Source organism: Psychrobacter sp. K31L, assembly GCF_017942195.1.
Taxonomy (GTDB): Bacteria; Pseudomonadota; Gammaproteobacteria; order Pseudomonadales; family Moraxellaceae; genus Psychrobacter; species Psychrobacter glaciei.
In genome coordinates this window covers 405,092-431,547 of the sequence record NZ_JAGKSC010000001.1, presented here as the reverse complement: position 1 = coordinate 431,547, position 26,456 = coordinate 405,092, and the positions used below count along the sequence as shown (strand labels likewise).

Genomic DNA, 26,456 nt, shown 5'->3' with positions numbered 1-26,456 from the left:
AGAGTCAGTATGTGGGAGTTGGTAAAGGCGGGTGGATGGTTGATGACGCCGATTGTGGTGTGTTCAATATTGGCGTTGGTCATCATTATTGAGCGTAGCCATACCTTGCAATTTAATAAAGTTGCCCCGAGTAGATTACGCGAACAGCTCATTACCCGTTTACGTGAGAATGGCGATATTGGGCGTACCCAGTTGATGAATGTCAAAGAAAAGACCGCTCTGGGTGATATTCTGGCGACAGGACTGCTTTATCGTCAGTATGGACTAGAGTCGATGACGATGCATATGCAAAACCGTGCAAGTGTGCAAGTGCATCAATTAGAAAAAAACATCAATATGCTCGGTACTATAGGTGCGATTGCACCGTTGCTCGGACTATTAGGGACGGTACTGGGGATTATCTCGTCGTTCTTAGCGATTACTGATGGCGCGATGCAAGATCCAACGATGCTTGCTGCTGGTGTGTCACAAGCCTTGATTACGACTGCTGCTGGTATGATTGTGGCTATCCCAGCATTGGTTGCCTATCGCTATTTTCAGCGCCGTATCATTGATATCAATGCCCAGTTTGAGACCCAAGCAGGACTAATGATTCAAGAGCTGTATGATTATCAACTGTTTGAAAATACTTACAACCCTAGTTCAAAGACCTCAGCACATCGTGCATCATCGGATGAGACTGTAGGTAATGAACATTCAACCAGTGTTTTAAGCTCAGATAATGGTATTGCAATGACGTCGTAGTATGAATAATTTCATTGGTACTACGCATTATGATCTGAAGAGTCATTCATCGAAAAACTGAGTATTAAGCATTTAAAGAGGGTGATATGCGCTTTAGAAAACCAACCGTCGAGCCGCTTGAAATCAATTTAACGCCAATGATCGATTGTCTATTATTTTTAATTGTATTCTTGCTGCTGGCAACGTCGTTTAATCATTTTAGTCGCTTAAATATTATCCTTCCTGAAGCGGAAGGCGTGGCACTGACCGAACAGAAAAATAGCATCGAAGTCGCCGTGCAAGAAGATGGCAGTTATTTAGTCAATGGCATTACGCTTGCCAGTAGTAATGAGGCTGAGTTGACCAGTATGCTACAGCAAGAAGCGGGCAGTAATCGTGATATGCTATTCGTTATTGCAGCAGATGCCAACGCCACCCATCAATCGGTGGTAAGAGTCATGGATATCGCTGGCAAACTAGGGTTTTTGAACTTAAATATTAGTACTGTTGTACCACTTGGTCAGCCTCTACCACAATAATATTTTTATCCTGTTTGCGCTGTGATTTTTAATTGTACTATTTGAACGTTTAAGCGCTGTATTATCATATCAATACCACTATAAAACTGTGCTACTAGCACAGTCCATTCATGTCATGACACTCAAATTGAGGCTTTTATGAGCCAAGCTTATCAACCGGACTCTGCAAAAACTTCTATTAAGAAAGTATCAGTGTCTTCAGAAAGTCCGCCTAAGCATAAAACATTACTGCGTCTACTCAGCTACCTAAAGCCATATTGGTGGGCATTGCTATTGACGGTCGTGGGCTTTGCGATTAATGCGGGGACAGAGATTTGGATTGCTAAGTTACTACAATATATCACTGATGCCATCAACCAAAATGATCAAAGCAAGAAAGCCTTATTTCCCCTATTGATCATCGGACTGTTCTTTGTACGCGGTGTGGGTAGCTTTTTGGGTAATTACTACTCTGCTTTGGTCTCGCGCAACTTGGTCTATGAGTTGCGAGTAGAGGTGTTCAATAAACTGCTGCGTTTGCCAAGCTCATTTTATTTGGCCAATCCCGCTGGGACTATTTCATCGAAATTGATATTTGATGTTGAACAAGTCACCGCCGCGAGTACAGACTCGATGAAGACGTTGCTGCGTGATGGTTTGACTGTCGTGGCATTGATAGGTTTTTTGCTGTATAGCAATTGGCGTTTGACCTTGATTTTATTTGTCGTATTGCCGCCCATACTATGGCTCATTCGCATCGCCTCCAAGCGTTATCTCAAGCTCTCTAAAGGCATTCAAAAGACGATGGGCAACGTCAGCCATATCACTAATGAAGTCATCGGTGGCTATCAAGTCGTAAAAAATTACGGTGGGCAAGCGTATGAAGCTGAACGCTTTGATAAAACATCAAAAAAGAACTTGCGCCAAGGCATGAAAGTTGTCGTTACCAACAGCATCAATACGCCTGCGGTACAGCTATTAATGGCGATGGCGATGTCAGTTGTGGTGTGGCTCGCACTGAGACCTGCGGTAATAGATAATATTTCAGCTGGTGAGTTTATCTCATACATTGCAGCAGCAGGTTTGCTGAGCAAACCAGTCAGGTCGCTCACCGATATCAATCAAAAATTGCAAAAAGGCATTGCCGCTGGTGAGTCTATTTTTGCGCTACTTGATGAGCCAGAAGAAGAAGACACAGGTACAATAAGCAAAGCACTGTCAGGTGAGATGTCGTTAGAGAATATCAGTTTGATTTATCCTGATTCGACGGTCGCCCTGCATGACTTTACATTGAATATAAAAGCAGGTGAGACGGTTGCACTCGTGGGACGAAGCGGTGCAGGTAAGTCATCGTTAGTTAATTTATTGACGCGCACTCTAGAAGCTTCTTCAGGGCAGATTACGTTAGATGGTATGCCCATTGAAAGTATTGAGTTAGAGAGTTTGCGCGCCCAAATTGCCATGGTGAATCAGCAAGTAGTCCTGTTTAATACCACAGTTTTGAACAATATTGCTTATGGCAGCTTAGCTAATAAGACCCAAGCTGAAGTGGAACGTGCCGCAAAAGATGCCTTTGCTCATGATTTTATTATGAAGATGCCAAATGGTTATCAAAGTGAGGTCGGTGCTGAAGGCTTGCAACTGTCTGGTGGTCAACGTCAACGCTTATCGATTGCTCGCGCTTTGTTAAAAGACGCCCCGATTCTAATCTTAGATGAGGCGACCAGTGCGCTTGATAATGAGTCAGAATATTACATTCAGCAAGCGCTTGATAACGTAATGAAAGATCGTACTACGCTGGTTATTGCGCATCGATTAACCACGATTGAGTCAGCCGATCGTATTGCTGTACTAGATGGCGGTCAGATCGTTGAGCTAGGGACACATGACGAGTTGATGCAGCTGCAAGGTCATTATGCGCAAATGTATGAGCGCGATTTTGAATAGCTGTGTTTGATAAATGACTTGCAATATTTTTGACGATTAAAAGTATGAGATCAAGGTAATGGATGGCAAATCATAGTGAGCATTGAGACGACAGTGACGCGTGCTTGGCAACGTCAAGCCGCTTGGTTGTGGCTATTATTGCCGATTAGCTGGTTGTATGGGCTCATTACCATGCTGCGTCGTCAAGCTTATAAGATTGGCTTACTATCCAGCTACCGCGCCCCAGTTCCTGTGATGGTGATTGGTAATATCAGTGTGGGTGGCAGTGGCAAGACGCCATTGATTATTGCCTTGGTTGATTACCTACAAGACCGAGGCGTAAAAGTAGGTGTTATCAGTCGAGGTTACGGTGGCGATAGTAGTCAAATGCCAGCTTTGGTCGATGCCGCCAGTTTACCCAATGTGGTAGGGGATGAGCCTTGTTTGATTGTCAATATGACAGATGCGCCCATGGCGGTATGCCCCAATCGTAAGCAAGCGATTACTACTTTATTGGATGCTCATCCTGACTTACAATTCATTATTGCTGATGATGGCTTACAGCACTATGCCCTACAACGTGATATTGAATGGATTGTGGTCGATTCAGCACGGGGCTTTGGTAATAAGCAATTACTCCCAACTGGGTTTTTACGTGAGCCCATGTCGAGGTTAGAAGGTGCTACTGTTATTTATCATGAAGGGCCAAATAATAGTGCAGCGCCTCATAGTAAAAACACCGAGCAACAGTCACAAGCTGAGCATCTGTCTATGCACCTGCAAGCAGACGACATGAAATTATTATGGCAACCTGTATTAGCTGACGCTCATATTGATGCGCCTAAAAAGGGCAGTAGAGTCCATGCGGTGAGCGGTATTGGCTATCCGCAGCGGTTTTTTGATACTTTACACTCGCTTGGCTTTGAGGTTGTAGGTCACCCTTATCCTGACCACTATGAGTTTAGCTTGGCTGACTTGTTGCAATATCGCGAATACCCCGTCGTGATAACCACTAAAGATGCGGTAAAAATACGAGCTTTGCTATTAAAAGCAACTGCGGCGCAAACGTTGAGCAATGACCATAAAGAGCTTGTAAGTAGACTCTGGATATTGCCAGTAACAGCAGTGTTATCGGATAGTTGTTATGACAATTTACATCAGAAATTAACCGTATTAAATATTGATATGTCTAATAGTGAAAAGCTGTAAATCTTAGAATTTAAATGATTTTGTAGGAATAAACTATGTCGCCCATCATTACGCCCGCCAAAACGCATATTGTCGTTCCTGCTCGCTTTAAGAGTACGCGATTACCCGGTAAGCCTTTGTTAAATATCCATGGCAAGCCAATGATTCTTTGGGTCGCCGAAAAGGCGCAGACAGCACACTTCGCTGATGATATGTGTATTGCGACCGATGATGAGCGTATTGCAAAAGTGTGTATGGATGCAGGTTTTGATGTGGTGATGACCAGCGCAGAGCACGCTTCAGGGACTGACCGTTTGGCTGAAGTCGCTGCCATTAAAGGCTGGGCTGAGCATGATATTGTGGTCAATATGCAAGGTGATGAACCGTTGGTACCGCCGCTATTATTAGAGCAGGTAAAGGCGCTTTTGGTAGCAGACAATGACAGCGTGATGGCTACCTTGTGTGAGCCTATTGATGACCACGAGACTTTTATACGTCCATCTGTGGTAAAGGTTGTCAGTCAGCACGCTAATGATTTGCAACGGGCATTATATTTCAGCCGAGCACCGATTCCTTGCGATCGAGATGTCGTATTGGCTAATGAGAGCCATAAGCAGCCACCCAAAAACGCTTATCGCCATTTAGGATTATATGCTTATCGCGTTAGCCTATTGCAGCAGTTTGTGCATTGGCCGCAGACACCGCTTGAAGTACTTGAAAGCTTAGAGCAATTACGTGTTTTAGAGAATGGTGGTCATATTGCTATTGCCACAGCCGCTTGCCAGCTGCCAGCAGGTGTCGATACTCAAGAAGATTTGGATCGTTTAAATAGCATGAGCTTGGCGGATTTTCAAAACCCTGTCTCTAAATAGCCTAAGTAAAAATACACTTCCTGCTAAGTGACATTATTACGCTACCTAATCGCACTACCTACTAATTTATCAAGCACATTTATCAAGCATAATAGTCGTCAAGTACAGTCATCAAGCAAAGCTATAGAGCAAAATTTATGAGTGACCTCACAGAAAGTACAGGTGCATTAGATACATCAGATGGCATTTATTTTGCACCATTACTGCCGTGGCAGAAAACTCTGTGGTCGCAGTTGACCAAGCGGGTGTCAACGTCGCAACAGTCTTTGCCTCATGCAATGCTCGCAGCAGGGATGCACGGTATGGGCAAGCGTGCTTTTGTATGGCATTTGGTCGCTTGGTTGTTGTGTCGTCAGCGTGATACTCATCCATTTGGTGCTTGCGCCGAGTGTGAAAGCTGCCAGTGGCTCAGATCCGGTACGCATCCAAGCTTACAAGTGCTTCCTATCGTCAGTATGCCGGTCAGTGTAGAAAATACGAATAATGAAGAAACTGCCAGTAGTAGTGCTAAAGACAAAAAATCTACCAAAGCCGCTAGCAATAGTGCTCTTAAAATAAAAGTTGATGATATTCGTGCGTTGCAGCCTTTTATTTATCAAGGCGGGCAAGGGATGCGCATCTGCGTGCTAGATCATGCCGAAAAAATGACGGTTGCTGCTGCCAACGCGCTGCTTAAGACTTTGGAAGAGCCGCAAGCACAAGTTCATTTATTCTTAATCAGTGATACGCCAGCGCAGCTTTTACCGACCATTAAAAGTCGGGTTCAACAGCTGCCACTTCAGACCATTGAGCCTGCTACTGCCGTTGAATATGTGACGCAGGCGCTTGGGTCTACGGTCAATCGTGAAGCGGTCGGTACAGCGGCAATTGAGCAACTTATCCAACTGGCAAATGGTGCGCCTTTAGCGGCGATAGCGCTGGCGCAGGCACCTTGGTATAGTAAGCGTGCATTGTGGCTGACAACATGGCAAGCACTACGTAGTGGCAAACGAAGTAGCATAGCAGCCAGCGATTATTGGCAAACCCAGCTTAGTATCATAGAGTTTATCCAGCTGTCTGAGCTGATGCTGCTTGATATGCGCCGTGTTTGCTTGGGGCTGAGCGAACTGCAAAAAGATATCAGTCTCTCAGTAGCATTAGACGCTTATCAACCTACTGACAGTGGTTTAGAAGGCTTTGCGGCTAGCCTACAGCAGACCAAAATTGCCCTACAACAAAATGTGCAAGAAAAATTCGCCTATGATAAGCTAATGCAAGAATTGGCCTATCTATAGTCAATCCACTGTAGAAATTAAGTAGAGCAGGAATAAGAATATTAAGACCAAGATTAAGATGTTCATTATTATTTGGTGATCTATTAATGCGTTGGTCTAGCTATGATTTATCATTTATAAAATACATCAAAACTCATTTATAAAGGAAGCTGACTATGGCAATGCCAGGGCGTGGCGGGATTTTAACCTGCCATATGGAAGATATCGAAACGTTATACGCCAGCTATTTATCTTTTGTAAATAATGGTGCCTTGTTTATTTCCTCTGATCGCGTGCAAAAGCTGGGCGATGAGGTGTTTATTGCGGTGACTTTACCCAACTCTAGCGAGCGCTTACCGATGAATGGTAAGGTGGTGTGGATTAGTTCTAAAGTTCAAAGCGGTCGTCCTGCAGGTTTTGCGGTGCAGATTGGTACTGATATCGCAGGGCAAAGAATCAAAAATGAAGTCGAGCGCTTATTGGCTGGTAAAATAGACAGTTTGCAGTCTACTTATACCATGTAGCGTGTCTGTCTATCCGTGCGCTTATCTACTGAAATAACGATGGGTTTCAAGATAGATAGTAAGATAAAAAACACCACCTTATATATGTATAAGGTGGTGTTTTTTTAAGCAAAATGTGACTGGGCTAAGTGAGGCTAAACAAAGCAGGAGTGTGTTTTAGTAACGCGGCGGCACATACATATCGTCTGGAATCGGCTCACGATAGTATTCATCATCACGCTTGCGCTCGGGTAACTCTACCTCATCGCGTGGCACTTCTTTATAAGGAATTTGCTCCAGTAGATGCGCAACACAATTTAGCCTCGCGCGCTTTTTATTATTGCCTTCGACCACCCACCACGGCGCTTCAGGGATATGAGTACGCTCAAACATGGTTTCTTTTGCCTTGGTATAGTCCTCCCAACGCCGCCGTGATTGCAGATCCATCGCTGAAAGCTTCCACTGTTTAAGAGGATCATGAATGCGGCTCATAAAGCGTGAATGTTGCTCATCATCAGTAATCGAAAACCAGTATTTGACCAAGCGAATACCAGAGCGTACTAGCATGCGCTCAAATTCGGGCACCGACTGAAAAAACTCTTCATACTGCGCATCCGTACAAAACCCCATGACGCGCTCGACACCCACACGGTTATACCAACTACGATCAAAAAGTACAATCTCACCAGCGGCTGGCAAGTGCGCCACATAACGCTGAAAATACCATTGTGATTGCTCACGTTCCGTTGGTGCAGGCAGGGCAGCGACTCTACAGACGCGCGGGTTTAATCGCTGAGTGATACGTTTGATAGCACCACCTTTGCCTGCAGAATCACGACCCTCAAATATCACCACAATACGCTCACCGCGAGCCACCACCCAATCTTGTAACTTGATCAGCTCTCGCTGTAGTCGCACTAACTCTTGAAAATACATACGGCGATCGAGTCTTTCTTGCTCGCTCATTTCCCGACCATCAAACCGAAAGTCTCGCATGTAATCATCGATTTCGTTCTCAAGCTCTTCGTCATAGGTATCAATCAAGTCTTGATGCATCTTACGGCGCAGCTCATCATCAAAGACTTCCTTATCCATGCGACCAATAAAATTAGCCTGCTCAGATGAGGTAAGCTCATTACGCTCTTGCGCGGTCAATGAATTGGGTTCAATCGCTGAGGGTATTTTGCTCATATCAAGCTCCAGATAAATGATGTCATGGTTATTATTGATTATTCTTACTTTATCATATCTGCTAGCAGTGCTATGCGTTGGCTACGTTTCATTATTGTGTTGTCTGACGGTTTCTGACCGAATTTACAATTATTGATGGAGAGAAGATAGGCATAAAAAAACACCCTCTAATCCATTGATTAAAGGGTGTTTTAAAACTCTAAGCTATTTATTGCCGAGTTACATCAGCTAGAAATTTACTTCTCTAGGATGCAAGTCACGCCTTGACCACCTGCGGCGCAGATAGAGATAAGCACACGTCCTGAGCCTTTTTGATCCAGTAGTTTCGCAGCCGTTGCTAAGATACGACCACCAGTGGCAGCGAACGGATGCCCTGCCGCAAGTGATGAACCATTCACATTGAGCTTGCTACGGTCGATAGAGCCTAGTGGCGCGTCAAGACCTAGACGCTCTTCACAGAACTTCTCATCTTCCCAAGCAGTTAATGTTGATAACACTTGTGAAGCAAAAGCTTCATGAATTTCGTAAAAATCAAAATCCTGCAACGTTAGACCAGCACGCTCAAGCATACGCGGTACGGCATATGCAGGTGCCATTAATAAGCCTTCTGTCGTGCCAGATTTGCCGATGAAATCCACAGCAGCTGTTTCTTGATGGACGATATAAGCCAATGGCTTCAGACCATGCTCTTTTGCCCATTCATCCGTACCCAGTAGTACACAAGAAGCACCATCAGTTAGCGGCGTAGAGTTAGCAGCCGTCATCGTCGGGTTAGCATTCTTTCTGCCAAATACTGGCTTTAATTTACCCAGTTTTTCTAAAGTGGTATCCGGACGCAAGTTATTGTCGCGCGTTAGACCTTTATATGGAGTGATTAGGTCATCAAAGAAACCTTCATCATAAGCGCGCGCTAGGTTTTGATGGCTATTAAAAGCAAGCTCATCTTGTGCTTCACGGCTGATATTCCATTCAAGTGCAGTGATGGCTTGATGATCACCCATCGATAAACCAGTACGTGGCTCACCATTTTTTGGCGCATCGAGTAAGTCTTTTGGATTTAAGCCCATTAATGCTTTTAGACGTTGTTTGTTGTCTTTAGCAGCACCCAATTTGATAAGGACTTTACGTAGGCCATCGCCAACTGCGATAGGGGCATCAGATGTAGTATCTACGCCACCAGTAATGGCTGAATCGATAAGACCAAGGGCGATTTTGTTAGCAGAAGCAAAGGTCGCTTGCAAGCCAGTACCGCAAGCTTGTGAGATGTCATAAGTTGGGGTATGTGGGTTCAGATCGGTGTTTAGTGTGGCTTCACGAGTTAGGTTGATATCGCGGCTTAATTTCATAACGGCACCAGCGACGACTTCACCGATTTTTTCGTCTTGCAAATTAAAGCGCTCAACCAGACCATTCAATGCAGCGGTTAGCATATCTGTGTTGCTGACGTCTGCATATGAGCCGTTTGAGCGTGCAAATGGGATACGGTTGCCACCTAAAATTGCGACGCGGTTTAGACCAGAAGCAAGCTTCGTAGCGCTTGATTTTTTAGCAGAGGTAGCGGTCTTTTTGGCAGCAGGAGTATCGACTTTATCATCAGCGGCTTTTTTACTGCTCGTATCTTTAGCGGCACTTGCTTTAGTGTCGGTGCTGCTGGTTTTCTTAGCCGTCGCCTCTTTCTTGTTGCTCTCTGGCTTAGCATTATCTGGCTTAGTGTTATCTGATTTTGTACTGCTTGATTTATTATCGGTAGACTTTACGACAGTGCTTTCAACAACAGGACTCTCAGGGTGATTATTTTTATTACTCATAATATTATCCTTAAAATATTGGCAGAAGAAAAAAAGAAAATAGCCCTTAAAAAGGGTGGCTAATTAAAATGTACTGCTTAAGTTGCTTGCAGGTATTACTTAATGATTTAATGCAATGAGAAAATGTTATCATTTATTATGCCATCTAGCTGTGTATCATAAGACGTTTTTGCTGCCTTACTGTATGTCTTTAGCAAACTATGTGACACTTATTTAAGCTCAGTAATCTCTCAGTCCACTGATAGCTATAAAAGCAGCCATGATATTTCTTAGAATGATAACTTTCGTAGACTGGCTAGTATTGATTATTAGCATTGCATAACGGCACGTTTGATAATATATTGTTATCGATAAATGCATTTGCCATAACTTATAGGTCTGATTTTAGCACAACATGGCGATTTTTAAATCTAAAAAAAGAGACTGTCTTGTATACTGGCTTGTCTACAGATTGTTATAGACATTGTTGGCTTTTGGACTTGTTTACCATGTGAGTGTATAGTTAAGGCAGTTTTGTACCCATTCACTAAATATAAATAATTATGATGCTAATGAGTCTTTATACTTGTTGGTGTTTGTATGAGTGATTATAAAAGACAAATTTCATTTTTCATTTACTCTTATCTTAACCTTTCGTTATAGGAATTATATTATGTCAGACCGTTATGGTGATTTTGTTCAGTCTTCTATTGGTAAAAAAGTTGCAAAAAACTTAGGCTTGCCTATGCCAGTGGAGCTTGACCGTTTTGATAGTGGCCAGCCTTTGGTACGCGGTAGCGTCTTGGTTGGTCGTGCTGATGGCGATGATAAAAGTGTAAGTGCTTCTGTTGCACGTATCTTGTCAGATGTACATGCTGATGTGTATGTAAACAGCAGTGATGACATCAAAGATGCGCTTTCTGATGCGGGTGTTGAAGCTAAATCCAATACGGGCGGCGATGATAAGTTTAAAGTATTGCTTTTTGATGCCAGTAATATCAGCAATGCCGATCAGCTCAAAGAAGTTTATGAGTTTTTCCATACGGTGGCTCGCCGCGTAGAACAATCAGGTCGAGTAATCATCGTTGGCCGTACGCCAGAAAACTTGACTGATATCGAAGCAGCATTGGCACAACGTGCGCTTGAAGGCTTTGTAAAGTCGGTTGGTAAAGAGTTTAAGCGCGGCGTTACCGCACAACTTATCTACGTTGAAGAAGGCGCAGAGCAAAACTTAGACTCAACCTTGCGCTTTTTCACGTCAGCTCGCTCAGCTTATGTGTCGGGACAAGTGGTACGTGTCAGCACAGGCGATAACGTTGATGTCGATTGGACACAGCCTCTAGGCGGCAAGACCATGCTAGTCACTGGTGCAAGCCGCGGTATTGGCGAAGCCATCGCGCGTGTATTGGCTCGTGAAGGCGCTCATGTTATCTGTCTTGATGTCCCGCAGCAGCAAGCTGACTTGCAAAAAGTCGCCAGCGAAATCAGTGGTTCTGTATTGACCGTTGACATTACCAGTGCTGATGCAGGCAAAGAAATCGCAGAAGCGGCGCAAAATCGTGGCGGTCTAGATTCCATTATCCATAATGCTGGCGTGACGCGTGATAAGACCTTGGCAAAAATGGATGAGAAAAAGTGGGACATGGTCATCAATATCAACTTAGGTAGTATCGCTAAGCTGAACCGCTATTTACTTGATAATGACGTCCTAAAAGACAATGCGCGCATCGTTTGCGTCTCATCAATTTCAGGTATCGCTGGTAACATGGGTCAGACCAACTACGCGACTTCGAAAGCGGGTGTGATTGGTTTGGTTGATGCCACTGCTAAGCAACTAGAAGACAATGCAAAAGGCATGACTATCAACGCTGTTGCCCCAGGATTTATCGAAACTCAAATGACAGAAGCCATCCCATTTGCTATTCGTGAAGCGGGTCGCCGTATGAACTCAATGAGCCAAGGCGGCTTACCAGTTGACGTTGCTGAAACCATTGCATGGTTTGCATCTCCTGCTTCTGGCGGTCTAAATGGCAACATTGTACGCGTTTGTGGTCAAAGCTTGCTGGGTGCATAGCCTTGAGTACATAGTCTTAGTTTATTTGTGGGTATAGGTGATAAAGTTGCTTACAGTAAATATATGACATAACCTATTATTTTTTATTTACCTCACATATGCTTACGAAAAAATTGCTGATAAATTGTAATAAAGCTGCCCAAGGGTGGCTTTTTTATGATAAAAACACAGGAACCATAAGCCAAATTGTTTTTCGTAGTGATAAGTGCCTATACTGTTCATGAGAATAGCTATGAGACTGGCTATCAATGTATTAATGTATCAATGTATCAATGTGCTAATTGATGACAGGCTCCAGTACTTATAACTCCAGTACTTATAAAAAACATCGTTCAATAATAGGCTTAATCAACGACTTCATAGCATTTTAATATGCATTAAAAAATCAGCTTGAGCCACACTTAGGATTTATTATGTCAGACAAACATTATGATGCGTTGCCAAAAGCGCATACGACTTACGCCAATATTGTGAAAAGCCTGTTACCTATTGGTAATAGTGACAAAATCAGTAAAGATCAACTGCCGCAAGCGACCTATTATGTGGATGACCTGCACATTGATCAGGGCAATCTAAACGATTATCGTAAGATTTGCGGTTTTTCTGATAATGGTAAAGTGCCCATTACTTATTTTTCAGTGCTGTCACAGTCTCTGCAAATGAACATGATGGTCAAAGAGCCATTTCCGTTTGCTATGCTAGGTCTGGTCCACGTGGATAATAGCGTGACTCAGTATCGTCCTATTGGTGAGCGTGAGACGGTCGCTATGTCGGTCGCCTTTGATAACTTGCGTGACCATGCACAAGGTCAACAGTTTGACTTCGTGACGACGATCAAGTCAGAGGACGAAGTCATTTGGGAAGGGACGTCAACGTATCTGTCCCGTAGTAAAAAATCAGACAGCAGCAAAGATAAAAAAAGTACCCCGCGTCCAGTAACGGTGAAGCCAGAAGTGAACGCAGACGGTGTGCACAGCATCTTTGAAGTGCCAGAAGATATCGGTCGTCGTTATGCTTTTGTTTCAGGTGACTTTAATCTTATCCATTTGCATCCGCTATCCGCGCGCGCGTTTGGCTTTCCTAAAGCGATCGCTCATGGTATGTGGTCAAAGGCCAAGTGCCTTGCCATGATGGACGAGCTACCTGATGCTTGTACGGTTGACGTGTCATTTAAATTGCCTATCTTTTTACCCGCTGAAGTAGAGCTTATCGCTGAGCCAGTAGCGCAGCTTGACAATGCAGACGATACTTGTGAATTTGGTTTATATAGCTCTAAAAATGATAAGCCGCATTTGGCTGGTGTCGTTAAATTGCACAATAACCATTAATGAGCCGTTGGTAAAATGACCATCAGTGACCCAAACAGCTTTTATCTCAATAGCCCAATCTAACGAACAAATTTATAATTATGACTTCACATACAGCAGCAATAAATGCAGATCAACCTAATAGCCCAGCAGTTACTGACAATAACGTTCTAGATAATGGTATCGATCTCGCCACTATTTTTGACCCTTACTTTCGTCCTGATGCAAACACCATTGTGTGCGGTGCGCTCGATGAGAAAAAAGTAGCGGCTTTGGCCGAAGCTGGGGTTGAGCTGGTCATTAACTTACAGCCCGACGACGAGTTGAGCTTTGATGAAGCAGCAGCAGTCGCGCAAGCTGGCATGCATTATGAGCATCTGCCTATCAATGGCGTTGCAGACTTAAAGCAGCTTAAAATATTGGCATTTGATAATATCTTACGCCAACATCATGGCAAAAAAATAGCCATGCATTGTGGCTCTGGTAATCGAGTAGGGGCCGCCATTGCTCTGCGTGCAGGATGGCTTCGTGGTCGTAAGATGGATACTGCCATGGAGCGTGGTCGCAGCCATGGCTTGACGAAGCTTGAAGACGAAGTTTATAAGCGTTTGCTAGTACCGCGCTAAGACATAAAGATGATAAAGTGTTATTGAGCAGCACTGAGTAACAAAAAGGCGACCAATAGGTGGCCTTTTTTATGAGCAAATAGATGCTCAATATCAAGGCACTGAGGGACTTTTAAGACTTCGGCGTTTTTTTGACACTTAGCAATTATAAAAAATGGAGCAGGAAAACCATGACTGACAACAATAAAAAAACCAATCAGAATCTTTACCAGCAAATCGATGGTGAGTTTCAGAAACGCATGCAGCAATTATTGTCTGATTTACAGCTTGACGACGCGCCCGCTGGCGGTGCTGTGGTTGTCTATCAGGACGGTAAATGTATCGCTCAGGCGCGCGTGGGCATGGCTCGTCCGGACATATTATGGCAGCCTGATACCTTGGCGATTAACTTTTCTACCGGTAAAGGCGTATTGGCAACGCTGGTGCATGTGTTGGTTTCGCAGCAGCTGCTTGCTTATGATGAGCCGATTGCCAGCTATTGGCCAGCCTTCGCTGCCCAGCATAAAAGTACTGTTACGCTACGCAGCGTTATGTCGCATCAAGCCAATTTATTCTCTATTCAGAGTGTTGACGCGGACAGCGAAGCGTTGCTCGATTGGCAGTTGATGCTCAGCAAAATTGCCGCAATGTCAGTCACTGCACCTGAAGATGCCGAGTTATATGACAGCGCTTACAGTGCTTTAGTTTATGGCTGGGTATTAGGCGGCGTCATAGAAGCCGTCACTGAGATGTCATTGGCTGAGGCGCTGCGTCATTATCTGACTGAACCATTGGGTATCGCCGACAGTTGTTATTTCGGCGTGCCTGCTAGCAAAGTCGATCAAGTGGCGATGCTGGCCAAAAACTTTGCTGGGTCAAATGAGGACAGCTCACAGCTAGGTAATAGGCGTCATAAACCTACGATAAAAGCAGACTCACCAGAGACGCTACAAACTTATGCAAATCTACCCAGTTATGGGTGTTGGCAGCAGCAAACATTAGCAAATAAAGAAACGGCAAATACAATTCAGGATGATGAGAAAAATAACTTACCTATATTAGACACCGCTCGTATTAATGGTTTGTACTTCAATACGAGCAAGCTTAATCTAAGAAATTATAAATCGGCACTCATACCTGCCAATAAACAACCTATTGACTATTACCAGCCCCAGACACTACAGGCAGCCATTCCAGCAGCCAATGGTGTTGCCTCAGCGCAGGCACTAGCCACCATCTATGCGATGTTGGCTAATGGAGGAAAATGGCAGGGATGCACGCTTATTGATAGTGCCACTTTCGAGCAACTATCGACACCGCAAGTCACAGGACTAGATGCCGTTATGCCAGCGAATATGGATTGGCGCTTGGGTTATCATCGACTATTTAGCATTTGCCAAAATGTAGACAGTGAGATGCTAAAGGCAAACCAGCAAGGATTTGGGCATATGGGGTATAACGGTTCAGTGGCTTGGTGTGACCCTGCACAGCAATTATCCTTTGCTTTTATTCATAACTTTGATACCACGATGCTCAATGATGTGCGTCAGTTTGCCCTAACGGAAGCCGTGCTTAGCTTAGTCGATTCGAAGCTTTCAAAGCGCTAAACAGACCCTAAGGTTATTGTAATTTATTGGGTGCTATTTTGAGAAGTCTTGTGGCGCTAAGACCATGGATAAAAATTGAAGCCAAAATCACAATAGAACAGACGACCCATAATTTGAGCGCATCTTCCTCGCCGAAAAAACCTTGATTGAGCGCGTAAGACAAATAATATAGCGTGCCAATACCACGAATGCCCAATGCGGAGATGGCATACTTTTCGGCGTGTGGGAGGTTCAGACCTGACAAGGCAATAAACCCACCGATGGGTCGTATCAACAATAAAAAAGTGAAGCTAACAATGTAAACGCGCCATGTCAGCTCAACACCTGACTGCAATCCTTGACCAAGAAACATACCGAAAGCAACCAGCACTAGCGACATGAGCAAACCTTCTGACTGTTCTGCAAAATCATGGAGCTTGTGGTGATAACTGTGTTTATGCTCTGAACGCCGGAAGGCAAAAGCCGCGACAAATACAGCAATAAAACCATAACTATGTATAAATTCTGCTGACCCATATGCCACTAGTGTTAGAGCGATAACCACATAACCTTGAGAAATGGTCGTTTCGTGGCTGTGCTTTGAAAACACCAATTTTGCCAATAGTTTACCGACAACAATACCCACCACCAAGCCTGCGCCAATTTTCCACAGCACATCATGAGTAAACCACGACCAGAGCATCTCACCCGTAAAACGCTGACCTTCGCTAAAAGCCTCTGCTATCTTAATGGCCAAATAAACGAATGGAAATGCCAATCCATCATTCAATCCGGCCTCTGAGGTCAAGGTAAAGCGCGGCGTATCTTCACCGCCCGTATTTGGAGGTCCCACTTGAATACTAGAGGCCAATACGGGGTCGGTGGGTGCCAATACAGCGCCTAGCAATATTGCCGCGCCCATACTTAGACCAAAGGCATAATAGCCCAACACTGCCATAGCAAAGATGCCAATCGGCATGGTGATAAGTAACAAGCGTACGGTAGGGCGCCATAGTTTCCAAGACAGCTCAGTATCAATCTTAATACCGGCACCAACCAAAGAAACCAATATCACAATTTCAGTTAATTTTTCGACGATTAAACCATTATCAAGTGGATTCAAGAATGACAATGTCGTCCACGAATACCCCATGAGCAAGCCAAAGCTTACCTGTAGCATAGGTAAGGAGATGGGTGTCCGCTTAAAAATAATAGGAAACAACGCCCCTAATAAAAAGGCGATGCCGCAGACCAATAAAAATAAGTTATAGTGTTCAATCATAACGTTCAATACGTCCCAATTATCTTGATCTAAAACAACCTGTATGAATGATAAACAGAGTCGCCATCACCAAGCCTTATCATGACGTTAAAATTTTTTTATTACCGCAAAAAAACGTTATTGAAACGTCTGCTACGTTGTTTTTTGGTGAAAAAAAAGCCTGCATCGCGCAGGCTTAAGATAATGCTAATAAATATGTCTTAAAAACGGCCCACTAAGATTTTTGGCTTAGCGCTCAACTTGACTCACATCACGTACCGCGCCAGTATCGGCACTGGTGGTCATGGCCGCATAAGCACGTAGGGCAGGAGAAACATGGCGCTCACGACTGACGGGTTTCCATGCATCGCGGCCACGAGCTTCCATGATTTCACGGCGAGCGGCCAATTCTGCATCGCTTACCTGCATATTGATAGTACGGTTAGGGATGTCAATATGGATAGTATCGCCTTCTTCAACCAGACCAATTGCACCGCCTTCAGCTGCTTCAGGGCTGGCATGACCGATCGAGAGTCCTGATGTGCCACCAGAGAAACGACCGTCAGTCAGTAGCGCACACTCTTTACCCAAGCCTTTAGACTTAAGATAAGTCGTTGGATAGAGCATCTCTTGCATACCAGGTCCACCTTTTGGACCTTCGTATCGAATGATGACCACATCGCCTGCAACGATATCGTCAGCCAATACCGCAGCGACGGCATCATCTTGTGACTCAAAGAGTCGCGCGCGACCGGTAAACACTAAAATACTGTCATCGACACCAGCGGTCTTGACCACACAGCCACGCTCAGCGATATTACCGTACAGTACCGCAAGGCCGCCATCTGCTGAATAGGCATGTTGGGCACTGCGGATACAGCCTGACTCACGGTTGACGTCAAGGTTTGACCATTCTTTTGATTGTGAGAAGGCTTCAGTGGTGCGTACGCCACCAGGTGCTGCTATATAGCGTGCGCGTGCCTCAAGATTGTCAGGATTCATAATATCCCACTTATCAATCGCTTCTTTCATCGTCGCACTATGGATGGTCGGCAAGTCAGTTTTCAGTAACCCTGCACGGTCAAGCTCGGCCAACAAGGCAAAAACGCCGCCAGCACGATGCACATCTTCCATATGGTATTTTTGCGAAGCAGGAGCGACTTTTGCAAGACAAGGCACACCGCGGCTTAAGCGGTCAATATCATGCATTTTAAAGTCGATTTCTGCTTCATTAGCAGCAGCCAACAGATGCAAAATAGTATTGGTCGAGCCGCCCATGGCGATATCCAAGGTCATCGCATTTTCGAAAGCGGCTTTGCTGGCGATAGAGCGTGGTAATACTGAATCGTCATCTTGCTCATAACGGCGCTTGGCAAGTGACACAATAGTGCGCCCTGCTTCTAAGAATAATTCACGACGTAGTGAATGAGTCGCCAATAGCGAGCCATTACCGGGTAATGCCAAGCCTAGAGCTTCGGTCAAGCAGTTCATCGAGTTGGCAGTGAACATACCAGAGCACGAGCCACAAGTGGGGCAAGCTGAGGCTTCAATCGCGGCGACATCTTCATCACTAATGCTGTCATCAGCGGCATCCATCATCGCATCGACAAGGTCAAGCTTACGAACGGCACTGCTGTCACTACCATCAGTGTTGTGGCTTTTACCAACCGTACTGGCTAGAATTTTGCCCGCTTCCATTGGGCCACCTGAAATAAATACCACTGGTATATTAAGGCGCATGGCAGCCATCAACATACCCGGAGTGATCTTGTCGCAGTTAGAGATACATACCAAGGCATCTGCGCAGTGAGCATTGACCATGTATTCAACAGAATCCGCAATCAAGTCGCGACTCGGCAGTGAATACAACATACCGCTATGACCCATCGCAATACCGTCATCGACAGCAATTGTATTGAACTCTTTTGCCACGCCGCCTGCTTGCTCAATCTCGCGAGCGACCATTTGCCCTAAGTCTTTTAGATGCACATGACCAGGTACAAACTGGGTGAAGGAGTTGGCAATGGCAATAATTGGCTTGCCAAAATCGCCATCAGTCATACCTGTTGCACGCCATAGGGCACGTGCACCTGCCATATTACGACCACCAGTAGAGGTTTTTGAGCGATAATCCATGTGATATTCCTTACAAATAAGCGAGATTTATTAACGTGTGCAGCATCAGCTTTGATGCGGATAGTGTGCTTTTTATGCAGAGTAAGTACTAGTGAATAATACTAATTCGTTACCATACCATTAGCTATGAATAACTGAAAATAATGCATAGACAATCATAAAGGAGTTGTGGTTAAAACACTACTCAAGGCGTTCTAAAATTGCCGTGTCAAACCATGGTAGCTCGGCTTTATCCGCTTCTAATTTGGCAATGACAGTTAATGCATGAGAGGCTAGTAGTTGTTGATAGTCAGCGCTAGCTTCAATAGTCAGTAGTGGCTCTTCAGTGTTGCCTTGCTCATCGATACTCATTAAAGTTTGCTTGTCGTTTTTATATAGAACATCAACGCGACCAAAAAACTGCCAGTCTTTAAAAGCGGCTGTCATCGCGTCTTCTGCATCTTTGGTATATATTTGCTGCGTCTCTTTGCCCGTATTGGTCCAATGTAGACGTACGGCTAATTGCAGTGCCTCACTAAAGACCACCAACGAGCCAATCACTTTGACATGCCAAGGACTGGACAATAAATCATTAGAAATATCTAAGAGAGTCGCAGCTTCAGCAGCAGTCATGGGTGTGTTAAATTGAGCAAGTAAGGTAGGTGTCAGCGGATGCGTCTGTTTAATAGCGTCATCCAAGCTATCATAGTGATATAAGAACGGCAATGGCAAGTCTTGCGTGACCGTCTTTTTGCTAATTTTGCAATTATGAATCCGCCAGCTAATGGTGGTATCTGTTAAAGCCTCTGCCAAGACAATCGTATTTGGATTTATCTTTAGGAGATTATTATTTTGAGTGTCACTTTGATCGCTACTGACAACAGCAACTTGTTCATCGCTTGCAGATGTAGGCGCATCTGTGTCATGCGATGTGGTGGTATTGTCTGATAATTGAGTCGGCAAGGCAGTCAAATTCATAACTCCAGCGTTAGCAAAATAGGGGGTTAATATAACATTTAATAGGGGATGCTCGCCAATAAATTAGCGTGTTTGAATGGTCTGTCAGTACAAAAATAAATTTGATTTTTTCACTTATAGTCAGTGAAAAGTAATATCGATACATGACGCACTGCTGATATTAATTTTTCTTGCTTGCTGTGCCTGTGCAGACAGAGGCTACAAAAAATTAATATCAGCAGTATCGTCGCGTTTTTGGGGTATTTTGACTCTATCTGCTGCTTGTACTTAACCCGCATTTCGTCCACTATGTTGCAGATGGCATATTCACTACTCAAAATCATAAAATAACCAAAAGGAATGATAATGACTGAAGTTAAACAACAAGCTGATTATGACGATAACAACATTTTTGCCAAAATGCTAAACGGTGATATCCCATATCACAAGGTCTATGAAGATGATAAAACCCTCGCTTTTATGGATATCATGCCGCAAGCAGAAGGGCATGTATTGGTCATCCCTAAGCAAAAAGCAGTTGATTTGGCTGATCTTCAACCTGATTATGCCGCTGCAATACTAATGACATCCAAAAAGGTCATGCAAGCGCAGCGCCAAGTGTTTGAGCGTGAGGGCGTTATTCAGATGCAGTTGAATGGATCACAAGCAGGTCAAACGGTGTTCCATTATCATGTGCACCTGATTCCATCGAGCATTCATGAGCTGGGGCGCCATGCAGTGACGCAAGCAGATCATGAAAAGCTGGCGGAAATTGCCAAGCAACTTGCGGCAGTGATTGCTGCTCAATAATATATGTCTTTAACGAAGAATTTTTGAGATTCCCAAAATAGATAAAAAGGTCGCTAGCAAGCGGCCTTTTTTGTTGCTTGGTAATAGTCATGTAACAATCGTTAAAGTCATGTTACAAGATAAGGGCTTATCTGGGGTTCAGGCAAAGAGTGTGATACAAATTATATTTTGTTAGGCACATCTGTTTCATATTGCTTCTACGAATAACCTTTTCATAAAATAAAGCTGTATTAATTTGAGGATATCACTTTCTATGAGTAAATTACCTCGCTCTACTATCTTACTGCCAGTGTTTTTACCGGCTGCTGTCATCATGATTTTATTGGTGGTTGGCACTGCTGCAAATCCTGAAGCGGCGGGCGCACTATTCAGCACTGTTTTGACATTCACCACCAATACTTTTGGTTGGTTTTATATGTTGGCAGTCGCGCTGTTTTTAATGTTTATTATCGCGCTGGCATTTTCATCTTATGGCACTATCAAGCTTGGACCTGATCATGCTGAGGCTGAATATAAATTCCTTGAATGGTTTGCCATGCTGTTTTCGGCAGGTTACGGCATTGCCTTATTATTCTTTGGTGTAGCCGAGCCAGTCATGCATTTTGCCAGCCCGCCATTGTCTGATCCACAGACTATTGAGGCGGCAAAAGAAGCGATGCAGATTGCTTATTTTCATTGGGGTTTTCATATTTGGGCGATTTATGGGGTGGTAGGGCTATCGCTGGCGTATTTCTCTTTTCGTCATGGTTTACCGTTGTCGATGCGCTCCACGTTATATCCTTTAATTGGCGACAAGATTTACGGTCCTATTGGTCATACTGTCGATGTGTTTGCAATTGTAGGTACACTGTTTGGTATCGCCACCAGCTTAGGGTTGTCAGTATCGCAAATTAATGCTGGCCTCAACTATCTGTTACCGGACCTCATTCCAGTTAATACCACCGTACAGGTCATTGCTATTGCATTGATTACCGCTGCTGCACTGGTCTCAGTGCTGGCAGGTATGGATAAAGGCGTCAAGCGGCTGTCTATATTGAATATGGTGCTGGCGACTGCGCTGATGATTTTTGTGTTTGTTGTAGGGCCAACGGTTTTTATTCTAAATGCTTTTATGGAAAATACGGGCAGCTATTTGGGCAATATTGTCGAGCGTACTTTTAGCTTGCAAGCGTATGAAAACAGCGATTGGATCGGTAGTTGGACGTTGTTTATTTTTGCTTGGACAATCGCATGGGCACCTTTTGTTGGTTTGTTTATTGCCAAAATTAGCCGTGGTCGTACCATTCGTGAGTTTGTACTTGGTGTCATGCTAGTGCCAACGTTCTTCACTTTCTTTTGGTTTGCCGTATTTGGTGATACCGCATTGCACATGATTATGGTAGATGGTTATACCTCGTTAATTACTGAGGTACAAAACAACCAAGCGATTGCCTTGTTTAAACTGCTAGAAAACCTGCCTTTCACTGAGTTTGTGTCTTCACTGACCATACTATTAATCATTACCTTTTTTGTGACGTCGTCAGATTCGGGTTCATTGGTTATTGATTCGTTAGCAGCAGGTGGTCGTAGTGATACACCATGGTGGCAACGTACTTTTTGGGTAGTAACTGAAGGGGCGGTTGCAGCCGCATTATTGCTTGCCGGTGGCCTAACAGCACTCCAAACGGCTTCTATCGTTAGTGCCTTACCTTTCGCGATTATTATATTGATATCGATGTTTGGCATGTGGCGTGCGCTACGTATCGAAGGACATCGTAACCAGAGCTTGGGTAATGACAGCAAACTACCACCGCACCTGCTTAAGCCATCAGCATGGCGTGATCGTATCGATTACATCACTGATCAACCAACCCGTGATAAGGTTTTAAACTATATCAAAGAGGTGATTATGCCCTCAATGGTAGAGGTGTCAGCCAAATTTGCAGAGACAGGCTGGACGACTGATGTCAATTATGATGCGGTCAATAATCGCGCTGTGCTTGAGCTGCATCGCGGTGATGATGTCGAGTTTTGGTATGAAGTGCGCCTATCTGAACATGATGCGCCGGATTACCATACTGAAAGTACAGCAGGTGAGTTGCCACAAGAGCATCATCATCGTGCTGAGGTTTATCTGCGCCGTGGTGGTCAGACCTATGATTTGTACGGCTATGAGACAGAGTCCGTCATCAACGATATTATTGATCAGTTCGAGAAATATTTGCACTTCTTAAATGTGTCACCGGACAGTTTGCCGTGGCGTATGCAAGAGCATGATGATGACATTACGTTGGAGCAGGGCAGCGTGTTTGATAAATAGTTGGTTTGGCGCTTAAAGACTGATGTTTGTGGATGCAAGTTATTCGAGTGAATCGCTTGCAATATGTGTATGAACCCTTAGAATAACGGCTTGATTTCATTGACCTGTTTTTATTAATAAGTAAGCCGTTATTTATGTCTATAGATATTTCAGTCTCTGAGACTCCGCAAACGCAGATTGCAAGCGATCATCCCTTATTGCAGCCATTGAATATCGGCGGCTTGATGATTGAAAACCGTCTGATAGTCGCACCAATGGCAGGAGTCACAGATAACCCGTTTCGCCGTTTGTGTAAGTCATTTGGCGCAGGTCATGCCGTCAGTGAGATGATTATCGCTGATACCGCGCTTTATGCACGCAAAAAATCATTATACCGTGCCAATTTCGATAATGAGATCGCCCCTATTTCTGCACAGATAGCGGGGGCGGAGCCAAACAAACTGGCAGAAGCGGCTCGCTATCAGATCGATAATGGCGCGCAGATTATTGATATCAATATGGGCTGTCCCGCCAAAAAAGTCTGTCGCAAGCTGGCCGGTTCTGCCTTGCTTCAAGACGAAGATTTGGTGGCACGTTTGCTGGATGCTGCGGTAAATGCCGTCGATGCGCCCGTCACCTTAAAAACACGATTGGGCTATGAGAATGGGCGTGAAAACATTTTGCGCGTTGCAAAGCGAGCAGAGCAAGCAGGCATTGCCGCCATTGCCATTCATGGGCGTACACGCGAGGATATGTATACGGGTGAAGCGCGTTATGAGCTGATACGTGAGGTTAAAGAAAGCATCAGCATTCCAGTCATTGCCAATGGTGATATCGATAGTGCGCAAAAAGCACAGCGTGTTTATGAATTGACGGGTTGTGATGCCGTAATGATTGGACGAGCGGCACAAGGTCAGCCGTGGATATTTCGCGATATTGAGCATTTTTTGCGTACTGGTGAGCGTCTTGATGCACCAAATGTTGGCGAAATCAAAGAAATTGTACTGGCGCACTTACAAGAGCTATATGACTTTTATGGTGAATACTCCGGCTGCCGAATCGCCCGTAAGCATATTGCTTGGTATACCACGGGCATTCCTAATTCTAATGCTTTTCGTCAAGCCATGTATGGTGAAGAGAGCACCGCTGGGCAGTTTCGTGTGGTCGAGGATTTTTTACAGGCTCACGAGTAAGGCATAAATAGCTATTGGCTATGAATAACTGATTACAACTTATCAGCATGCTCAGTCTTTGATGTTTTTTCAGGCACAGACTTGGAGTGTTGCCAAGGAAAGCGACCTTCTAATTCTACTTGTAAAGATAAGCTTAAAAAAGTTCGAATGAGCACAATAAACCCCAGTACCAAAACACTACGCAGCGTAGGCTCTGTAACGACAGTAGCCATAATGTCAGCAGCAATGAGCACTTCAAGCCCTAACAAAATGGACTTGCCAACCGTCTGTCTGATCTCGACATAGGTGTCATGGGTGAAACGACCTGTTGAACGAACGCCTCTATAAAAAGCATAAAGCAGTCCAAAGAACATAATAAGGACACCAATGACTTCAACGATTTTGGCAATGAAATCAATATACTGAGCCAGTATTTCTACCAAGGTGCGTTCTCCTTATCATGCGTAAATTGCAAAAACAATTATAGCCAAAAAGCTGGGAAAAATGGGATGGTATATTTGCAGTCCTTTTACTGGGTAGTGTACTCAATCTGAACGAAAACGCCTAAATGGGTTAAAAATAGCTAAATCTTGCCAAACATCGTCAAACATAGTCAAAGTATCCTAAAAACGCGTCGGTATTGCTGATATCAATTTTTTGTCGCCTCTGTCTGCGCAGGCACAGCAAGCAAGAAAAATCGATGTCAGTAGTACGTGATGTATCGATATTAACTTTCACTGACTATAGCTGATGGATATCTCGATATTATCTACGTTAGTTTCCTTGTTTGGCTGCCATTTATCTCATTTTTATAACTATTTTCAAAATGAGGACACACCCTAGTGGTTCGCAAAATTACTTTTATCAAATTTTACTGGTACTTTTTCGAGTAATTACAATGTAATTTTGGTATTCTAGAGCTGCACACTATTGGGAATATAATAAACAAAAAGGATTTTTTATGGCTACTCCCTCAAAAAAGGCAATTAGCAAAGCGGTTAAAGACAAACATATCATCATTACTGGTGCTTCAAGCGGTATCGGTGAACGTACAGCCTTTTTGCTTAGTGAATGCGGCGCTCATGTCATTTTATTAGCACGTACCGAAGAGAAGCTAAAAATAGTAAAAGAAAATATTGAGGAACTTGGCGGCAAGGCCAGTTATTATCCTTGTGATTTGACCAATATGAATGAGATTGAAAAAGTCAGCGAGCAAATTTTGGCTGATTTTGGTCATGTTGATGTATTGGTCAATAACGCTGGTCGTTCAATTCGACGTTCGGTGCACGAATCTATTGATCGTTTCCATGATTTTGAGCGTACCATGGATATCAATTACTTTGGCGCTGTTAAAATAGTTCTTGGATTTTTGCCAACGATGATTGAACGCCAAGCCGGTCAAATTGTTAACATCTCATCTATTGGCGTACTGGCAAACAGTCCGCGTTTTGCCGCTTATGTCGCCTCAAAATCGGCATTGGATGCCTTTAGTCGCTGCTTGGCTGCTGAAGTGAAAGGCGATAATGTCACGATTACCAATATCTTTATGCCATTGGTACGCACACCGATGATTGAGCCAACCAAGCTATATCGTTACATGCCTGCGCTGATGCCGGATGAAGCGGCGATGATGGTCGCAAAAGCGATTGTTCATAAACCAAACAGTATTGCCAGCAACATGGGTAAATTTGCGTCGGCGACTTATTCGTTAGCACCAGCAATCAACGTTGGTATTCAATCGATGGGTTATCGTATTTTCCCAAGTACCCGTGCAGGACTGACTACCGATAAAAAACCAAACCTTGCTCAGCGTGCCTTTGCCAGAATTCTTCCTGGTGAGCATCACTAGAATAGAACTTTTATTAGCTCTGAATAATAAAAAAAGGATGCTGCGGTATCCTTTTTTAATGTCTTGAAAATAATAGTAGACAAAGTAGGGGTATTCTTTAGCAACTCTATGTTGATACTTCCTACTATTAAGGAGAGATCAAATCATTTAAGGAGAGATCAAATCATTATTTGTTGCCACATGCTTTTTATTACAGCTTATGGTGCTTTAAATTCAGTATATTTATTTCTTTACTCTAGTCAATTTATATCGCGTCTACACATACATCAAGTCACGTTTTAGATACTCGCAGTTCATATATTTAAATGATTTGATAGGCTCAACTTTTTACTGATTAAGCCGTCAAAACCTCCGCTATCCAAATCTATTTCATGCTTCTAGAATTATCAACATGAATTTTATTCATGTTATATTTAAATAGTATCGTTTTTATTCATGTAATGTTTTAGGTATGATTCATCCCATACAGAAATTTGGTTTT

Annotated in this window: 21 protein-coding genes; 15 read left to right on the top strand and 6 right to left on the bottom strand. The window is 43.9% G+C overall.

Annotation, left to right across the window (positions count from 1 at the left end):
* Nucleotides 1-9: 9 nt before the first annotated feature.
* The 7 genes from J5X94_RS01715 (at nt 10) to J5X94_RS01685 (ending at nt 7,004) form a co-directional block, all read left to right on the top strand.
* Nucleotides 10-744 (top strand): MotA/TolQ/ExbB proton channel family protein, encoded by a 735-nt coding sequence (locus J5X94_RS01715; protein WP_010198190.1) that lies wholly within the window; start codon nt 10-12, stop codon nt 742-744.
* Nucleotides 745-830: 86 nt separating this feature from the next.
* A complete protein-coding gene (locus J5X94_RS01710) occupies nt 831-1,262 on the top strand; it encodes an ExbD/TolR family protein (RefSeq protein WP_010198193.1) in 432 nt (143 codons plus the stop codon).
* Between the two features lie 138 nt (nt 1,263-1,400).
* Nucleotides 1,401-3,188, top strand: coding sequence for a lipid A export permease/ATP-binding protein MsbA (gene msbA, locus J5X94_RS01705; protein WP_228293108.1), 1,788 nt, complete (start codon nt 1,401-1,403; stop codon nt 3,186-3,188).
* A 75-nt stretch (nt 3,189-3,263) separates the two neighbouring features.
* Nucleotides 3,264-4,376 carry a tetraacyldisaccharide 4'-kinase gene (lpxK, locus tag J5X94_RS01700; RefSeq protein ID WP_210539599.1) on the top strand — a complete coding sequence of 371 codons (1,113 nt, stop codon included), beginning with the start codon at nt 3,264-3,266 and terminating at the stop codon, nt 4,374-4,376.
* A gap of 35 nt (nt 4,377-4,411) precedes the next feature.
* On the top strand, nt 4,412-5,227 hold the full coding sequence (gene kdsB, locus J5X94_RS01695) for a 3-deoxy-manno-octulosonate cytidylyltransferase (protein ID WP_210539598.1): 816 nt from the start codon (nt 4,412-4,414) through the stop codon (nt 5,225-5,227).
* Nucleotides 5,228-5,364: 137 nt separating this feature from the next.
* Nucleotides 5,365-6,501: a DNA polymerase III subunit delta' gene (locus J5X94_RS01690; RefSeq protein ID WP_210539595.1), complete on the top strand. Its 1,137-nt coding sequence runs from the start codon at nt 5,365-5,367 to the stop codon at nt 6,499-6,501.
* Nucleotides 6,502-6,656: 155 nt separating this feature from the next.
* Nucleotides 6,657-7,004, top strand: a complete 348-nt coding sequence (locus tag J5X94_RS01685; RefSeq protein WP_189581546.1) for a PilZ domain-containing protein — start codon at nt 6,657-6,659, stop codon at nt 7,002-7,004.
* Between the two features lie 156 nt (nt 7,005-7,160).
* On the opposite strand, the gene ppk2 is transcribed toward J5X94_RS01685, so the two are convergent.
* Entirely contained in the window at nt 7,161-8,174 is a 1,014-nt protein-coding gene (ppk2, locus tag J5X94_RS01680) for a polyphosphate kinase 2 (protein WP_228293107.1), read from the bottom strand.
* Nucleotides 8,175-8,410: 236 nt separating this feature from the next.
* Nucleotides 8,411-9,982, bottom strand: coding sequence for an acetyl-CoA C-acetyltransferase (locus J5X94_RS01675; protein WP_210539593.1), 1,572 nt, complete (start codon nt 9,980-9,982; stop codon nt 8,411-8,413).
* 652 nt (nt 9,983-10,634) lie between these two features.
* Between J5X94_RS01675 and J5X94_RS01670 the strand changes: the two genes are divergently transcribed.
* The 4 genes from J5X94_RS01670 (at nt 10,635) to J5X94_RS01655 (ending at nt 15,554) form a co-directional block, all read left to right on the top strand.
* A complete protein-coding gene (locus J5X94_RS01670) occupies nt 10,635-12,035 on the top strand; it encodes a 3-oxoacyl-ACP reductase (RefSeq protein WP_210539591.1) in 1,401 nt (466 codons plus the stop codon).
* Between the two features lie 413 nt (nt 12,036-12,448).
* Entirely contained in the window at nt 12,449-13,363 is a 915-nt protein-coding gene (locus tag J5X94_RS01665) for a MaoC family dehydratase (protein ID WP_210539589.1), read from the top strand.
* An 80-nt stretch (nt 13,364-13,443) separates the two neighbouring features.
* Nucleotides 13,444-13,968, top strand: coding sequence for a beta-lactamase hydrolase domain-containing protein (locus tag J5X94_RS01660; protein ID WP_210539586.1), 525 nt, complete (start codon nt 13,444-13,446; stop codon nt 13,966-13,968).
* A gap of 170 nt (nt 13,969-14,138) precedes the next feature.
* Nucleotides 14,139-15,554, top strand: a complete 1,416-nt coding sequence (locus tag J5X94_RS01655) for a serine hydrolase domain-containing protein (protein WP_228293106.1) — start codon at nt 14,139-14,141, stop codon at nt 15,552-15,554.
* 13 nt (nt 15,555-15,567) lie between these two features.
* On the opposite strand, the gene J5X94_RS01650 is transcribed toward J5X94_RS01655, so the two are convergent.
* The 3 genes from J5X94_RS01650 to J5X94_RS01640 form a co-directional block, all read right to left on the bottom strand.
* Complete coding sequence (locus J5X94_RS01650) at nt 15,568-16,815, bottom strand: cation:proton antiporter (RefSeq protein WP_210539584.1); 1,248 nt, start codon at nt 16,813-16,815, stop codon at nt 15,568-15,570.
* Between the two features lie 228 nt (nt 16,816-17,043).
* Entirely contained in the window at nt 17,044-18,930 is a 1,887-nt protein-coding gene (gene ilvD, locus J5X94_RS01645; RefSeq protein WP_210539582.1) for a dihydroxy-acid dehydratase, read from the bottom strand.
* A 180-nt stretch (nt 18,931-19,110) separates the two neighbouring features.
* A complete protein-coding gene (locus J5X94_RS01640; protein WP_210539580.1) occupies nt 19,111-19,887 on the bottom strand; it encodes a hypothetical protein in 777 nt (258 codons plus the stop codon).
* 345 nt (nt 19,888-20,232) lie between these two features.
* Here J5X94_RS01640 and J5X94_RS01635 point away from each other — a divergent pair, with 345 nt between their 5' ends.
* The 3 genes from J5X94_RS01635 to dusB all read left to right on the top strand — a co-directional run bounded on the left by J5X94_RS01635 (nt 20,233) and on the right by dusB (nt 24,147).
* On the top strand, nt 20,233-20,676 hold the full coding sequence (locus J5X94_RS01635; RefSeq protein ID WP_210539578.1) for an HIT family protein: 444 nt from the start codon (nt 20,233-20,235) through the stop codon (nt 20,674-20,676).
* A 253-nt stretch (nt 20,677-20,929) separates the two neighbouring features.
* Entirely contained in the window at nt 20,930-22,975 is a 2,046-nt protein-coding gene (locus tag J5X94_RS01630) for a BCCT family transporter (RefSeq protein ID WP_210539575.1), read from the top strand.
* A 134-nt stretch (nt 22,976-23,109) separates the two neighbouring features.
* Nucleotides 23,110-24,147, top strand: a complete 1,038-nt coding sequence (dusB, locus tag J5X94_RS01625) for a tRNA dihydrouridine synthase DusB (RefSeq protein ID WP_210539573.1) — start codon at nt 23,110-23,112, stop codon at nt 24,145-24,147.
* A 32-nt stretch (nt 24,148-24,179) separates the two neighbouring features.
* Here the strand turns inward: dusB and J5X94_RS01620 are convergent, their stop codons facing one another.
* Nucleotides 24,180-24,569: a DUF1622 domain-containing protein gene (locus J5X94_RS01620; RefSeq protein ID WP_210539571.1), complete on the bottom strand. Its 390-nt coding sequence runs from the start codon at nt 24,567-24,569 to the stop codon at nt 24,180-24,182.
* Between the two features lie 518 nt (nt 24,570-25,087).
* On the opposite strand from J5X94_RS01620, the gene J5X94_RS01615 reads away from it, so the two are divergent.
* Nucleotides 25,088-25,975, top strand: a complete 888-nt coding sequence (locus J5X94_RS01615; protein ID WP_210539569.1) for an SDR family NAD(P)-dependent oxidoreductase — start codon at nt 25,088-25,090, stop codon at nt 25,973-25,975.
* The last annotated feature ends 481 nt before the right edge of the window (nt 25,976-26,456 follow it).